This is a genomic window from Serratia sp. Ag1 (genome assembly GCF_000743355.1).
Lineage (GTDB): Bacteria > Pseudomonadota > Gammaproteobacteria > Enterobacterales > Enterobacteriaceae > Chania.
In genome coordinates this window covers 14,376-29,606 of the sequence record NZ_JQEI01000007.1, presented here as the reverse complement: position 1 = coordinate 29,606, position 15,231 = coordinate 14,376, and the positions used below count along the sequence as shown (strand labels likewise).

The following is a 15,231-nucleotide window of genomic DNA, read 5'->3' as shown; positions in this document are numbered from 1 at the left end:
CCCGCCTTTATAACTGAACGCCGGAGAAGGACATAAAGCCCAACGCCATCAGCCCGGTGGCAATAAAGGTAATGCCCAGACCACGTAACCCGGCTGGCACATCGGCATACTTCAGTTTTTCGCGGATCCCTGCCAGCGCCACAATGGCCAGCATCCAGCCGATACCGGAGCCAAAGCCATACACCACGGATTCCATAAAGTTGTAATCACGCTGTACCATGAAAGACACGCCACCAAAGATGGCGCAGTTCACGGTAATCAACGGCAGGAAGATCCCGAGGGCGTTGTACAAGGCCGGGAAGAAACGATCGAGGATCATTTCCAGAATCTGTACCAGCGCGGCAATCACACCAATGAAGGTGATGAAATTAAGGAAGCTCAGATCGACACCTTCCACCAGCGCGCCATCGCGCAGCAGCAGGTTATAAACCAGGTTGTTCACCGGCACGGAAATACCGAGCACCAGCGTGACCGCAATCCCCAGGCCAAAGGCGGTAGAGACCTTCTTGGACACCGCCAGGAAAGTACACATGCCAAGGAAAAACGCCAACGCCATGTTTTCAACAAACACCGCGCGGACAAACAGGCTGATATAATGTTCCATCGGCGGTTACTCCTTTTCTATCTGCGCTGGCTTCAGGGTACGCAACCCCCAGATCAGCAGGCCGATGATAAAGAACGCGCTCGGTGCCAACAGGAACAGGCCATTTGGCTGATACCAGCCACCGTTCTGCACCGTCACCAGGATCGGGATATCGAACAGCATGCCGGAACCGATCAGTTCGCGCAGGAACCCCACCAGGATCAGGATCACGCCATACCCCAAACCGTTACCGATCCCGTCCATAAAGCTTTCGATCGGCGGCGACTTCATGGCGTAAGCTTCCGCACGCCCCATTACAATACAGTTGGTGATAATCAGGCCAACGAATACCGACAGCTGTTTCGAAATCTCAAACGCATAGGCACGCAGCAGTTGGTCCACCACGATCACCAGCGATGCAATGATGGTCATCTGCACGATGATGCGCACGCTGTTGGGAATGTGATGGCGAATCAGCGAAATGAAGAAGCTGGAAAACGCCGTCACCAGCGTCACCGCAATGGTCATCACCAGCGCCGTTTCCAACTTAGTGGTCACCGCCAACGCCGAACAGACCCCAAGGATCTGCAAGGCAATCGGGTTATTGTCAAACAGCGGCCCCAGTAGAACCCGCTTAATCTCTTTGGAATCAGCCATTCTTCAGCGCTCCTTCACGGACTCTTTGCAGGAATGGGCCAAAGCCGTGCTCGCCCAACCAGAAATTAAAGGTATTCTGCACGCCATTGGAAGTCAGCGTCGCACCGGACAAACCATCTACCGAGTGCATATCACCTGAGCGAGCCCCGCCTTTCACAATGCGGATCGCCGGGTTGCCGTCCGCATCAAACAGTTGCCTGCCGATCCACTGCGCACGCCAGTTAGGGTTCTGGATTTCCCCCCCCAGCCCTGGGGTTTCGCCATGCTGGTAGAAACTGAGGCCACGCACGGTATTACCATCGGCATCCACCGCCACAAAGGCGTACATCATCGACCACAACCCAGCACCGTATACCGGCAGGATGATTTTGCTGATCGCACCGGCATCATCGCGCACCAGATAGATTTCGGCCTGGTTGCTGCGGCGGCGGATCCCGGCCAGATCTTTGCTGGCGGGTAAGGCGATGCTGCTGGCATTGCTGCGCAACGCGGTAGCCAGATCAAAATGGCTGTTATCGCCCGGCACAAACTCGCCAGTGTTCAGATCCAGCAAGCGCGTCTCAATACGTTTATTAAAGGTGGCTCTGACCTGCTCACTCGGCATGCCGCGTACCAGCAGCCCGGCGACGTCAAGAATGTTGCGTTGTTTGTCCAGCAGCCGCTGTTCCTGCTGTCTCGGTTTCAGGCCAACGGCGGAACCCGCCACCACCACAGAACATACCAGGCACAGCAGCAGGACTACCATCAGCGTTTTGCCGATGCTGTCGTTTTTAGATTCATTCGCCACGGGCTTTTCTCCGCTTGATGTTGGCCTGCACCACCAGATAATCAAACAGCGGTGCGAACAGGTTGGCGAACAGAATCGCCAGCATCATGCCTTCCGGATAGGCCGGATTGACGACTCGGATCAGCACACACATCGCGCCGATCAGCATGCCGTACCACCATTTCCCCTGGTTGGTAAACGAGGCAGAAACCGGGTCGGTCGCCATAAAGATCATGCCGAAGGCAAAACCCCCGAGCACCAAGTGCCAGTACCATGGCATCGCAAACAGCGGGTTGGTGGCAGAACCGATAGCATTGAACAGATACGCGGTGGCGATCATGCCGATCATCACCCCGGCGACAATGCGCCAAGAGGCTACGCGGCCAAACAGAATGATCGCACCGCCGAGCAGGATCATCAGCGTGGAGACTTCCCCGACCGAACCCGGAATGTTACCCAAAAATGCATTCATCCAGGTGATCGACTGCCCGGTAACGGTATTCGTCAGGCTGTGAACTCCACCCGTACCCCATTGTGCTAACGGCGTCGCCCCGGAGAAACCGTCGGCAGAAGTCCAGACCAGATCGCCGGAAATCTGTGCCGGATAAGCGAAGAACAGAAAAGCACGCCCCGCCAGCGCCGGGTTTAGGAAGTTGCGCCCGGTGCCACCAAAGATCTCTTTGGCGATCACCACACCAAAGGTGATACCCAGCGCCGCCTGCCATAAAGGCAGCGTCGGTGGCAAGATCAGCGCAAACAAAATCGAGGTGACGAAGAAACCCTCGTTAATCTCATGTTTGCGGACCATGGCAAACAGCACTTCCCAGAAGCCGCCCACCAGGAAGGAAACGGCGTAGAGCGGCATAAAATAGGTCGCGCCAAGCACCATTTTGCTGATCCAGCCGGCATCAGAACCTAGCGATGCCCCCAGCCACTGCGCCAGGCGATAATGCCAATCCCCCGCCAACACCTGTTGTAATTGCTCACCGCTGTACAGGTGATGCAATGCCGGAATCGCCTGCTGGCCAACGTTGTACATCCCCCAGAACATCGCCGGGAAGACCGCCAACCACACCAGGATCATCATGCGTTTCAGATCGATGGCATCACGCACGTGCGAAGCACCATGCGTCACCGTTCCGGGGGTGTAGAACACCGTAGCGGTCGCTTCATACAGCGGGTACCACTTTTCCAACTTGCCACCCGGCATGAAGTGAGGCTCAATCTTGTGTAAATAATTCTTCAGGCCCATGGGTTATCCTTCCTGCTCAATCTTGGTCAGCACGTCACGCAGCACCGGGCCGTATTCATACTTGCCGGGGCACACGAAGGTGCATAACGCCAGATCTTCTTCATCCAGCTCCAGGCAGCCCAGTGCCTGGGCGCTGTCAGTATCGCCAGACAACAGATCGCGCAATAAATGGGTCGGCAAAATATCCAGCGGCATGACGCGTTCATAATTGCCGATGGGCACCATTGAACGTTCGCCGCCGTTGGTGGTAGTCGAAAAGGCAAACAGTTTATTCTTCAGGAAATGCCCCAGCGTCGTGCGGGTGATCGAGAATTTATCTGGGGCTGGAGCGATCCAACCGAACAACTCTTTCTCACGCCCTTCCAGCAGCACCGAAACCTGAGTATGGAAACGACCAAGCCAGGCATTCGGCCCAATCGCCTGGGTGCCGCTCAGCACCGAGCCGGAAATCACGCGGTTTTCACCGGACTTCAGGCGGCCAGCGGTCAACTCATCAAGGCTGGCACCCAAACGGGTACGCAGCAGAATGGGTTGTTCCACCTGTGGCCCTGCGAGCGCCACTACCCGGCGGGTGTCGAGCTGGCCGGTGGTAAACAACGTACCCATGGCGATAACGTCCTGATAACCAACGTGCCAGACGGTTTTTTTCAGGCTGACCGGCTCCAGGAAATGAATGTGGGTACCCACCAACCCGGCAGGATGCGGGCCAGAAAACTCGTTATAGCTGATTTGCGCCCCACTCTGCACCGCCATTCGGGTGCCCGCCGCGTGGCAGACATGAACTTTGCCATCGGTCAGACGAGTCAGCACCGTCAGCCCGGCGTTAAACGCTTCCTGCTGTTCGGCAATAATCACCTGCGGATCGGCTGCCAACGGCTGGGTGTCCATGGCGTTAACGAAAATTGCGCGCGGGATTGTTCCGGGGCGAGGCGCTTTACTGAACGGGCGAGTACGCAGAGCGGCCCACAGGCCGCTGGCCAGCAAATCGCTCTCGACCTGTTCACGTTCCAGCAGCGGCAGATCGGCCTGCTGGTAATAAGCAAACTCCACCTGCTCATCACCGCCGTTTTCAATCTCAATCACCACGGACTGCAACACGCGGCGTTCACCACGCTGGATAGCGGCAATACGCCCGCTGGCAGGAGCCGTGAAGAAGACGCCAGGGTTCTTTTTGTCTTCAAACAGCGCCTGCCCCTTCTTAACGCGCGCGCCCTCTTCCACCAGCATGGAAGGACGCATACCGACATAGTCTTGGCCAAGCAGTGCCACACGCGTGATAACGGGGCCGTCCTGAATCACCTGAGACGGTATCCCGGATATCGGCAGATCTAACCCTTTTCTGATTCTGATCATAGGATGTACACGATGTTTAAAATGTCCACACGTCTTACCGGCCCAACAGGCAGGCGCAGACGATGCCAGGGTGGCGAGGCTGCCATAACAACCTCAGGATGGGCACAACAAGCACATACCCAACGTGAAACGCTCACACAGAACCGTTTTCTCTATCGCAGAATTCCGGCCCAGACAACAATACAGTGTGTTAAATAAATGTTATTAACACAAGGCCGGGATGATTCTATTTTGTTCAAAATCACCCCACCTAATTAACCAATAATGATAGTAAAACGAAGGTGGGATATTAACATTTTTTGGCAAAATTTTTCCGTGCTATCTAGTGACCTGAGTCAAGCAAACGCAATTAAATACCGATGGTTTTGCCGCATTCATCGTTAAAATCTGCCAGTCAATTCACTTTTATCGATGTTTGTATTTTTTTTATACACTTATTGTATTGCTACAAAAAAAACACACTGGTAATCTGGCGTTGCATTCGATGCAATCACATAAGCCAGTAACATGTTGGTGGTGTTCCCTACGCCAGCAGTAAATATAATCAGGATTAATAATGAGCAAAATCGCGCTGTTGTTTGCGATGCTATTTTGTATGCCGATGATCACCTCCTGCAGCGCCAGCGAGCAGGCTCCAGAAGCACCGGTAGTTAAACAGCAATTATTGGGTTCACCCGTCTATATCCAAATATTCAAAGAAGAACGCAAGCTGGAACTTTATGCCAAAATGGGCAATGAATTCCGCTTGGTGAATACTTTTCCTATCTGCAATTTTTCAGGCGGTTTGGGCCCCAAACGCCGTGAAGGTGACTTTAAAAGCCCGGAAGGTTTTTATAGCGTTGATGTCCGCAACCTGAAACCCAACAGCAAATATTACCGGGCCATCAATATCGGCTTCCCGAATGATTATGACAAAGCACAGGGATATTCCGGTGCCTATCTGATGATCCACGGCGAATGTAAATCCGTTGGCTGTTACGCCATGACCAACACTTATATGGACGAGATTTATCGTTATGTGGAGGCAGCGTTCGCCTACGGGCAAGCTCAGGTGAACATCAGCATTTATCCGTTCCGCATGACCGAACAGAACCTGCAGCGCCACCGTAACTCCAGCAACATTAACTTCTGGCGTCAGTTGAAGCCAGGTTATGAATACTTCGTCAAGCATCGCCAACCGCCGATGGTTAACGTGACCAATGGTCAATACGTGCTGGCTAACCCGGTCAACAGCAGCGGCCAGCCAACGCAATATGCCTCAACGGTTGACACTAATCCGCTCACCCAAAGCAAGCCGTTCACCGTAGTGAAATAAGGCAAACTCACCTGGCGCAATCTTGTGCCAGGTTTCATTGCCTGTTAGCGGTTGGGTTGCGATCACCGTCACCACGTCATTTGGCGTGGTTTGTTGCTGAAAATCAATCTCCACATCCTGATCGAGCAAGGTGGCTTTGCCAAAAGGTGCGCGGCGGGTGATCCAGTAAAGGTTGGTTGAGCAATAGGCCATCACGAAACGCCCGTCAGACAGCAGCATGTTGAATACGCCCTTCTGCCGTAATTGCTCGGCAAGTTGACCAATATAGCGGAACACTGCGGGCCAATTGCTGGGGGTACGTGGATATTTGAGCGCCAACTGGTTCAACAGCCAGCAGAAGGCATATTCACTGTCCGTTTGCCCCACCGGGCGGAAATTACCGGTCGATAATTGGCGGTAACCTTTGAGCTGGCCGTTATGAGCATAGGTCCAGTTGCGCCCCCACAGTTCACGCGTGAACGGGTGGGTATTCTCCAACGCCACTTCACCACGATTGGCCTGGCGGATATGAGAAACCACCGCACAAGACTTGATCGGATATTCCTGCACCAGGCGGGCGATCGGCGAATTGAAACTCGGTTGTGGATCCTTGAAGGTGCGGCAACCATTACCTTCGTAGAAAGTAATGCCCCAGCCATCTTTATGTGGCCCGGTGCCACCACCGCGCTGAACCAACCCACTAAAGCTAAAGCAAATATCGGTTGGCACATTTGCGCTCATCCCGAGCAATTCACACATCGAAAGCCACTCCTCACATGACTGGTCACGCTGCGGGCGCAGCCATATCTACCCGCAACCATTAATCACTGGCCTCTCACTTGCATAAGACTAAGAACCTAGTCCAACAAGGATCTTAGCAGCATCAAGCCTTGGTCATCTCTTTTTCAATAAGCAGAATCAGGATGTGAATCGCTTTGATGTGGATTTCCTGAATACGGTCAGCATAGCCAAAATGCGCAACGCGGATTTCCACATCAGCAGCACTCGCCATTTTGCCGCCGTCTTTGCCCGTTAAAGTGATCACCTGCATTCCCTTGGCGCGAGCCGCTTCGATAGCATTAATCACGTTAGAAGAGTTACCGGAGGTAGAAATACCCAGCAGCACATCTCCTGGCCGGCCAACGGCCTCTACATAGCGTGAAAACACGTAGTCGTAACCAAAATCGTTACTGACACAGGACAGATGGCTGACATCAGAAATCGCGATAGCCGGGTAGCCTGGGCGGTTTTCACGATAACGCCCAGTCAGCTCTTCTGCGAAGTGCATCGCATCACAATGAGAGCCCCCATTGCCGCAGGAAATGACTTTCCCACCCGCTTTAAAGGTATCGGCCAGCAAAACCGCCGCACGTTGAATAGCATCAATGTTGGCATCATCGCTGAGGAATTTCGCCAGAGTATCAGCCGCTTCATTCAGTTCACTGCGAATTAAATCGTGGTACATGGGGATCGCCTCTTTTTTGCTTTGGCATCGTCAATCTTTAATTGTGCAGTGTAACGGATCGCAGAAAAACCGAGAAGTGCTGTGAATGAAACAACACCTGTGTTGAGCTACAGCAGGAGTTTTTCACGGCACGCATCACCAGTTTGTGATTTAAGTTGTAATTAAAGTGTAAACACATTGATAAATGTATAGACATAGACTACAACCAATATATACAACAGGTCAGACCTCTTACTACTTCGGAGCTTCTTATGATGGTTCTTAGCATCGTTGTCCTACTCGCACTTATTGGTGTGGTGTTTTATCACCGAGTGAATCTGGCGTTCAGCAGTTTCCTTTTGCTGGCCTATACGGTGGTGATGGGCGCTATCGGCCTGTGGAGCTATTGGATGCTGCTGCCGTTAGCGGCCATTTTGCTGCCGCTGAATATCACTTCACTGCGCCGCTCGCTGTTTTCTGCCCCTGCGCTGCGTGCTTTCCGTAAAGTGATGCCGCCAATGTCCACTACGGAAAAAGAAGCCATCGAAGCCGGGACCACCTGGTGGGAAGGCGATCTGTTCCGGGGTCAGCCAGACTGGAACAAACTGCACAACTATCCACAACCCAAGTTAACGGAAGAAGAGCAGGCGTTTATCGATGGCCCGGTTGAAGAAGCCTGCCGTATGGCCAATGACTTCCAGATCACCCACGAACTGGCTGACTTGCCGCCAGAACTGTGGGCCTATCTGAAAGAGCATCGCTTCTTCGCCATGATCATCAAGAAAGAGTACGGTGGCCTGGAGTTTTCGCCATATGCGCAAGCTCAGGTGCTGCAGAAACTGGCAGGGGTTTCCGGCATTCTGGCGATTACCGTTGGCGTGCCTAACTCCCTCGGCCCTGGTGAACTGCTGCAACACTACGGCACCGAAGAGCAGAAAAATCACTACCTGCCGGGCCTGGCTCGTGGTGACGAAATCCCTTGTTTTGCCCTGACCAGCCCAGAAGCGGGTTCCGATGCGGGCGCTATTCCAGATACCGGCATCGTCTGTATGGGCGAATGGCAAGGCAAACAGGTGCTGGGTATGCGCCTGACCTGGAACAAGCGTTACATTACATTGGCCCCCATCGCCACTGTGCTGGGCCTGGCATTCAAACTGCATGACCCGGAGCACCTGCTGAGTGCTAACGCATCCCCTGGCATTACCTGTGCGTTGATCCCAACCAACACCCCGGGGGTAGAAATCGGCAACCGCCACTTCCCGCTGAACGTACCATTCCAGAATGGCCCAACCTGCGGCAACGACGTGTTTGTACCGATCGACTACATTATTGGTGGGCCAAAAATGGCCGGTCAGGGCTGGCGTATGCTGGTTGAATGTCTGTCGGTCGGGCGCGGTATCACCTTGCCTTCCAACTCAACGGGCAGCCTGAAATCCATCGCGTTGGCAACCGGGGCTTATGCCCATATCCGCCGTCAGTTCAAAATCTCTATCGGCAAGATGGAGGGGATCGAAGAGCCACTGGCACGCATTGCTGGCAACACTTACGTGATGGATGCCGCCGCTTCGCTGATCACCTATGCGCTGATGCAGGGTGAGAAACCAGCGGTCTTGTCCGCCATCGTCAAATACCATTGTACCCACCGTGGTCAGCAGGCCATCATTGATGCGATGGATATCACCGGCGGCAAAGGCATTATGCTCGGGGAATCTAACTTCCTGGCGCGCGCCTATCAAGGAGCACCGATTGCCATCACCGTGGAAGGGGCCAATATCCTGACCCGTACCATGATGATCTTCGGTCAAGGGGCCATCCGTTGCCATCCTTATGTACTCACAGAAATGGCGGCAGCGCAGAGCAACGATCTGCCAGCGTTCGATAAAGCCCTGCTCGGCCACTTAGGCCACGTCGGTAGCAGTAAAGTACGCAGCCTGTGGCTTGGTTTGACCAATGGCCGCACCAGCAGCAGCCCGACCAAAGATTCGACTCGCCGCTACTATCAGCACTTGAACCGGTTGAGCGCCAATCTGGCCTTGCTGTCTGATGTTTCCATGGGGGTGCTGGGCGGTAGCCTGAAGCGCCGCGAACGTATCTCTGCACGCTTGGGAGATGTACTGAGCCAGATGTATCTGGCCTCGGCAACGCTGAAACGTTTTGAAGATGAGGGCCGCCAGAAAGAAGATCTGCCGCTGGTACATTGGGGTGTGCAAGACAGCCTGAATCAGGCGGAACAAGCGCTGGATGATTTATTGCGTAACTTCCCGAACCGCTTTATCGCGGGTGCCCTGCGCGTGGTGGTTTTCCCGTTTGGCCGCGTCCATTCGGCCCCTGCGGATCGCCTCGATCATCAATTGGCGAAGATCCTCCAACAGCCTTCCGCTACCCGCAGCCGTTTGGGGCGTGGCCAGTATTTGGCACCCAGTGAACATAATCCGGTTGGTTTGCTGGAAACGGCACTGGCTGACGTGATCGCTGCAGAACCTATTCATGAGCGCCTCTGCAAGCAAATGGGTAAAAGCTTGGCGTTTACCCGGTTGGATCGCTTGGCACAGCGTGCGTTAGAAGAAGGTAAAATCAATGCTGACGAGGCGAAAATCCTGGTGAAAGCCGAAGAAAGCCGTCTGCGTTCGATCAACGTTGATGACTTCGCGCCTGAAGCGCTGGCGGCACACAAGCCGGAAAAGCCAGCGAAGAAGGAAAAACGCCAGCAGCAGACTGAAGTGGCATAATTTTCTACCCTACCCCATCCTCAGGGGCGATACATATCGCCCCTGAGACTGCAAACAAAGCCCGTTATTAGGGGGAGCGTGCCGAAGGGGTCGTAGCGGCGTAAGCCGCCGGAGCGCCCCTCGGTGCGCTAGACCCGGGTATCTCGGGTTAAAAAAACACTTTGTCATCAAGCTCAGGGGCAATACACCTCGCCCCTTTTTCTTAGTTTCTCAACCATGCTGGCGAATACGCGCCAACAATGCATCAACGTGCTCAACATGCGCTGCATTGGCGATCAAGGCGCGCCCGAGATTAAGCGCCCTGCGTTGACATTCAGTTTGCATTTCAGGGTCGGTAATATTGTCCAGATCGGCGACATGGGCCAATCCAATCGTGCGGCGAATCAGTTCAGTACCCGCATACCCCACCGCATCCTGCCAAACCTGCTGCAAAAACTGCTCGGCATAGCCCGGCAGCGCCAATGCCACATCGCGGGTGTGTTGATGGCATAACGTCAGGAAACGATCGGCAAAAATCAGCCACAGTTCACGTACATCCTGCAACCGCTGTTCGCGCGCTGCAGTCGCCTCGCGTGGGCTAAGCAACCCCGGTAAACCGCAATAATTCAGCAGCAGGTTACCCATTGCGCTACCCACATCAAACCCAATCGGCCCATAGAAACCAAACTCGGCGTCAATGGCTTTCAGTTTACCTTCTGCAACAAAAATCGAACCGCTGTGAATATCACCGTGCAGCAATGCTTCGGCCTTACTCAGAAAACGATGCTTCAGCCCGGCAACCGCCAGTTTCAGGGCAGCGTCATGGCGTAGTTCCTGCACCTGCGGTAGCAGCGCTTCATTAAACTGATTACGTTCATGGTCGATATAGGGATCGGTGAAAAACAGATCTTCGGTGATCTGACACAGTTCAGGGTTAGCGAAACGGGCAACCTCTGCCTTTTTCTTTTGCGCATCCTGGTAAAAATCTGAGGTATGAAACAGGGTCTGCGCCAGGTATTCCGCCAACTGCCCAACCGCCAACGGATAATAACGCCCTTTCAGCAGTTCACTGCGCCAGATGTGGTGATCGGAGAGATCTTCCTGCACCATCACCGCCAATTCAGGATCGTGATGTAATACTTGCACCGTATGGCGTGGGCATAAAGCACCATGAACCAGCAGGGTCTCTGCCTCAATACGTGCCCGATCCAGCGTTAACGGCCAGGACTCCCCCACACAGCGCACATAAGGCAGCGCCTGCTTGACGATGACACGGCTCACACCTTCATGATCGCGGATCTTAAATACCAGGTTCAGATTACCGTCACCAATCTCATCGGCACTCACCAGGTTCTGTGGCTCGGCAACCTGCCCGTATTGGCGGGCATATTCAACAGCATCGGCAGCAGTAAACGTACGATAAAGCGACATCCCCAACCCCTCTCGCGATGATTTTTATTTTTTGCGGCAAACGCATTTAGCCATCTATACATCTGGAAGTCATGTTGGCAGAATAGCCTGACAGATGCAATCACTGCGTAACAAGGATTTAACTGCCAATGCAAATGCTTAACACGACCAGTTTGAACCTGAAGGAAAATCGACTTTGGATCCTCGATCAGCAGGCGCTACCACAGGAGAAGTGCTGGCTGCCCTGCGACAGCGTGGATGAATTGGTGGGGCATATCCGTGCTCTGCGGGTGCGTGGCGCGCCGCTGATTGGCCTGTCGGCCAGCCTGCTGTTGGCGCTGCTGGCCGAACGTGGTTTATCCCCAGCCGAGCTGGAACAGGCGTTGCTTACTTTGCGGGCCTCGCGCCCCACGGCAGTTAACCTGATGAATAATCTGGATCGCATGAAGCAGGCACTGGCCCAACCAGATTGGGTTACGGCGATGGCCACTGAAGCACTGCGTTTGGTAGAGGAAGACCGGGCGCTGTGCGATCGCATTGCCGATCACGGTGCTGAGCGGGTGCTACCGGGCAGCCGCCTGCTGACCCACTGTAATACCGGCGGCTTGGCCACCGCTGGCATCGGTACCGCCATTGGTGTGTTGCTGCGAGCCCACCAGCAAGGCAAGGTGACACAGGTTTGGGTGGACGAAACTCGTCCGCTATTGCAAGGGGGCCGCCTCACCGCCTGGGAGTTAGGCGAATTGGGTATCCCTTACCAGCTGATTTGCGATTCGATGGCCGCCAGCCTGATGGCCGCTGGCAAAGTCGATGCCGTCTGGGTCGGAGCCGACCGCATTGCCGCTAACGGTGATGTCGCCAACAAAATCGGCACTTACAGCCTGGCGGTGCTGGCACATTACCACCGCATTCCGTTTTACGTGGCCGCGCCGCATACTACCCACGATCAGCATTGCCCAAACGGGGCGGCGATCCCTATCGAACAACGTGCAGTCGCAGAGGTGACCGGTGTCGCAGGCAGCTTTGGCTCCTGCCAATGGGCACCCATTGATGCTCCGGTGTATAACCCGGCGTTTGACGTCACGCCAGCCGCCTTAATCAGCGGATGGGTGTTGGACTGCGGCGTCATCTCCCCGCAACAGGTCGCTGACGGGATTTTTCAGCAGGCATTGCGTTAAACGCAGTTGACTGAGTTTTCTGTATTTTTGCGGCGACATGCCAACATACTTGTGAAAGGTGCTGTAAAAACGGCTGCTTGAGCGAAACCCCGCCGTCAGCGCGATATCCAGAATGGTTTTATCCGTATCGCTCAGCAGTGCCCTGACATGGTTGATCCGCATCGCCGTAATGTACTGCTTCATGGTCAATTGCATCACGCGCTGGAAAATCCCCATGGCATAATTGGGGTTGAGCTTGACGTGTTCAGCCACGCTATCAATGGTCAGTGCCTGATCGTAGTTGTCGGCGATAAACCCCAGCATCTGGCTGACATAAAACTGCGCGTGCCTGGAAACACCGTTTTTATGGGTGCGCGCGGCTTTATTGACCAGAATGGGTTGCCAGCCGGAAAGGCTGAAGCGCTTGAGCATCAAACCAATTTCGTCAATCGCCAATTGGCGGATTTGCTCATCGTCACTGGTGAGTTCCACCTGCCAGCGCTGCACTTCAAAAGCGCTGATTTGATGGGCTGTAAGCGATTTCACCACCATGCCATGCGTGACGTGGTTGATCAGTTCCCGATCCAGTGGCCATGAGAGAAACAGATGCATCGGCAGATTCAGGATCGCCATGCTCTGGCAGTGACCCGCCTGAGTAAGCTGATGGGGGACACAAGCCCAGAACAGTGTGATATGCCCCTGCTTGATCTGCACCACCTCATCGTTGATCAGGTACTCCACATCGCTGTCAAAAGGCACATTCACTTCCACCTGACCATGCCAGTGGCTGGAAGCCATCGCGAGCGGGGCGCGTAATTCGATGTCCATCCGTTGATAGTCGGAATAAAGCGACAGCGGGCTGCGCGCCACCGGGTCGGTACTGCTGCACATATCGGGATCGGGCGCTAAAGCGCGCACCACAGAGTTTTCCATCACCAGCGTCTCCCGTTTCCTGAATGGTCACAATTGTGGCATAAGCGCAGAAAACCGGGCGCGATCGAGGCCACATCTCCTTAACAATTCGCATTAACTGCCCCACATTCTCTGCTTTTCCTCCCTTTTTGTCCCATAAACTCAGATTTACCAGACTGATACGCAGAATCTGAGCTTATGGGAATGCTCACCCGGGAACATGGAAGCGTTGCCACCGTGCGTCGTGCCACCATGGCGTTATCCCAACCTGCCACTGGAGAGCATGTATGTCAGTCCCAAAAATCACTTTTATCGGCGCTGGCTCGACCATTTTTGTTAAAAACATCCTGGGTGATGTGTTTCATCGCCAAGCGTTTAAATCGGCGCATATCGCGCTGATGGACATCGATGAAACGCGTTTGGAAGAGTCGCACATTGTGGTGCGTAAACTGATGGACTCTGCCGATGCCAACGGGCGTATCACTTGCCATACCGATCAGAAAGCGGCCCTCAGCGGGGCGGACTTTGTGGTGGTCGCTTTTCAGATTGGCGGTTATGAGCCCTGCACCGTCACTGATTTTGACGTGTGCAAACGCCATGGTCTGGAACAAACCATCGCCGACACGCTGGGCCCCGGCGGCATTATGCGGGCACTGCGCACCATCCCACACCTGTGGCAGATCTGCGCAGACATGACAGAAGTTTGCCCAAACGCCACCATGCTTAACTACGTCAACCCCATGGCGATGAACACTTGGGCAATGTATGCCCGCTATCCGCAGATTAAGCAGGTTGGGCTGTGCCACTCCGTGCAGGGCACGGCAGAAGAACTGGCGCGCGACCTGAATATCGACGCCAGCGAATTACGCTATCGCAGTGCCGGGATCAACCATATGGCCTTTTACCTTGAGCTGGAGAAAAAAGAGGCTGATGGTCAGTACCGCAGTATTTATCCCGATCTGCTGAATGCCTACGCCAGCGGCCAGGCACCGAAAGCCAATATTCACGGTAACCCGCGTTGCCAGAACATTGTGCGCTATGAAATGTTCAAAAAACTGGGCTACTTTGTGACCGAATCTTCTGAGCATTTTGCGGAATATACCCCGTGGTTTATCAAGCCAGAGCGAGCTGACCTGATCGAACGTTACAAAGTGCCGCTGGATGAATATCCGAAACGGTGCGTTGAACAGTTAGCGAACTGGCAGCGGGAACTTGAAGAGTACAAAACGGCGGATCGCATTGAGATTAAGCAGTCCAACGAATATGCCAGCACCATCATGAACGCGCTGTGGACCGGTGAACCCAACGTGATCTATGGCAACGTGCGTAACGATGGCCTGATCGATAACCTGCCGCAGGGATGCTGCGTGGAGGTCGCCTGTCTGGTGGATGCCAACGGTATCCGCCCAACCAAAGTGGGCAAACTCCCCTCACATCTGGCCGCGCTGATGCAGACCAACATCAACGTGCAGACGCTGCTGACCGAAGCCATTCTGACGGAAAACAAAGAGTACGTTTACTACGCCACCATGATGGATCCGCATACCGCTGCGGTATTGGGCATCGAGGAAATCTATGCACTGGTTGACGATCTGATCGCCGCTCATGGTGACTGGCTGCCAGCCTGGCTGCACGGATAACGCTTTGCGATCGTCAGGTGCCGGGCACCTGATCCCCATTAAACAGCAGGAGGGC

General features: G+C 54.3%; 12 protein-coding genes and 1 pseudogene. 4 read left to right on the top strand and 9 right to left on the bottom strand.

What is annotated here, in order from left to right:
* Positions 1–7 precede the first annotated feature (7 nt).
* Genes nqrE through IV04_RS03880 form a run of 5 tightly spaced genes read right to left on the bottom strand, consistent with a single transcriptional unit; the run spans position 8 to position 4,611 of the window.
* Entirely contained in the window at positions 8–604 is a 597-nt protein-coding gene (gene nqrE, locus IV04_RS03900) for an NADH:ubiquinone reductase (Na(+)-transporting) subunit E (protein ID WP_037403832.1), read from the bottom strand.
* Positions 605–610: 6 nt separating this feature from the next.
* Positions 611–1,240 carry an NADH:ubiquinone reductase (Na(+)-transporting) subunit D gene (locus tag IV04_RS03895; protein ID WP_037403833.1) on the bottom strand — a complete coding sequence of 210 codons (630 nt, stop codon included), beginning with the start codon at positions 1,238–1,240 and terminating at the stop codon, positions 611–613.
* On the bottom strand, positions 1,233–2,027 hold the full coding sequence (locus IV04_RS03890) for a Na(+)-translocating NADH-quinone reductase subunit C (protein WP_037403834.1): 795 nt from the start codon (positions 2,025–2,027) through the stop codon (positions 1,233–1,235). Before IV04_RS03890 ends, IV04_RS03895 begins: the two co-directional genes overlap by 8 nt.
* Complete coding sequence (locus IV04_RS03885) at positions 2,017–3,258, bottom strand: NADH:ubiquinone reductase (Na(+)-transporting) subunit B (protein WP_037403835.1); 1,242 nt, start codon at positions 3,256–3,258, stop codon at positions 2,017–2,019. Before IV04_RS03885 ends, IV04_RS03890 begins: the two co-directional genes overlap by 11 nt.
* Positions 3,259–3,261: 3 nt before the next feature.
* Positions 3,262–4,611 carry a Na(+)-translocating NADH-quinone reductase subunit A gene (locus IV04_RS03880; RefSeq protein ID WP_037403837.1) on the bottom strand — a complete coding sequence of 450 codons (1,350 nt, stop codon included), beginning with the start codon at positions 4,609–4,611 and terminating at the stop codon, positions 3,262–3,264.
* A 556-nt stretch (positions 4,612–5,167) separates the two neighbouring features.
* On the opposite strand from IV04_RS03880, the gene dpaA reads away from it, so the two are divergent.
* Positions 5,168–5,926, top strand: coding sequence for a peptidoglycan meso-diaminopimelic acid protein amidase (gene dpaA, locus IV04_RS03875; protein ID WP_037403839.1), 759 nt, complete (start codon positions 5,168–5,170; stop codon positions 5,924–5,926).
* Here the strand turns inward: dpaA and IV04_RS03870 are convergent.
* Together IV04_RS03870 and lpcA are read right to left on the bottom strand one after the other, a co-directional pair.
* Entirely contained in the window at positions 5,870–6,664 is a 795-nt protein-coding gene (locus IV04_RS03870) for a class II glutamine amidotransferase (protein ID WP_037403841.1), read from the bottom strand. The two genes, dpaA and IV04_RS03870, sit on opposite strands and share 57 nt — an antisense overlap.
* 124 nt (positions 6,665–6,788) lie before the next feature.
* Entirely contained in the window at positions 6,789–7,370 is a 582-nt protein-coding gene (gene lpcA / locus IV04_RS03865; RefSeq protein WP_037403842.1) for a D-sedoheptulose 7-phosphate isomerase, read from the bottom strand.
* Positions 7,371–7,621: 251 nt separating this feature from the next.
* Between lpcA and fadE the strand changes: the two genes are divergently transcribed.
* On the top strand, positions 7,622–10,078 hold the full coding sequence (gene fadE / locus IV04_RS03860; protein WP_037403845.1) for an acyl-CoA dehydrogenase FadE: 2,457 nt from the start codon (positions 7,622–7,624) through the stop codon (positions 10,076–10,078).
* A 210-nt stretch (positions 10,079–10,288) separates the two neighbouring features.
* Here fadE and mtnK read toward each other — a convergent pair whose 3' ends face one another.
* Positions 10,289–11,488 carry an S-methyl-5-thioribose kinase gene (gene mtnK / locus IV04_RS03855; RefSeq protein WP_037403846.1) on the bottom strand — a complete coding sequence of 400 codons (1,200 nt, stop codon included), beginning with the start codon at positions 11,486–11,488 and terminating at the stop codon, positions 10,289–10,291.
* A 128-nt stretch (positions 11,489–11,616) separates the two neighbouring features.
* On the opposite strand from mtnK, the gene mtnA reads away from it, so the two are divergent.
* Positions 11,617–12,645 carry an S-methyl-5-thioribose-1-phosphate isomerase gene (gene mtnA / locus IV04_RS03850; protein WP_037403847.1) on the top strand — a complete coding sequence of 343 codons (1,029 nt, stop codon included), beginning with the start codon at positions 11,617–11,619 and terminating at the stop codon, positions 12,643–12,645.
* On the opposite strand, the pseudogene melR reads toward mtnA, so the two are convergent.
* Positions 12,646–13,557, bottom strand: a pseudogene (gene melR / locus IV04_RS03845) (transcriptional regulator MelR); the annotation flags it as partial.
* Between the two features lie 266 nt (positions 13,558–13,823).
* Here melR and IV04_RS03840 point away from each other — a divergent pair.
* Positions 13,824–15,176, top strand: a complete 1,353-nt coding sequence (locus IV04_RS03840; RefSeq protein ID WP_037403849.1) for an alpha-glucosidase/alpha-galactosidase — start codon at positions 13,824–13,826, stop codon at positions 15,174–15,176.
* The last annotated feature ends 55 nt before the right edge of the window (positions 15,177–15,231 follow it).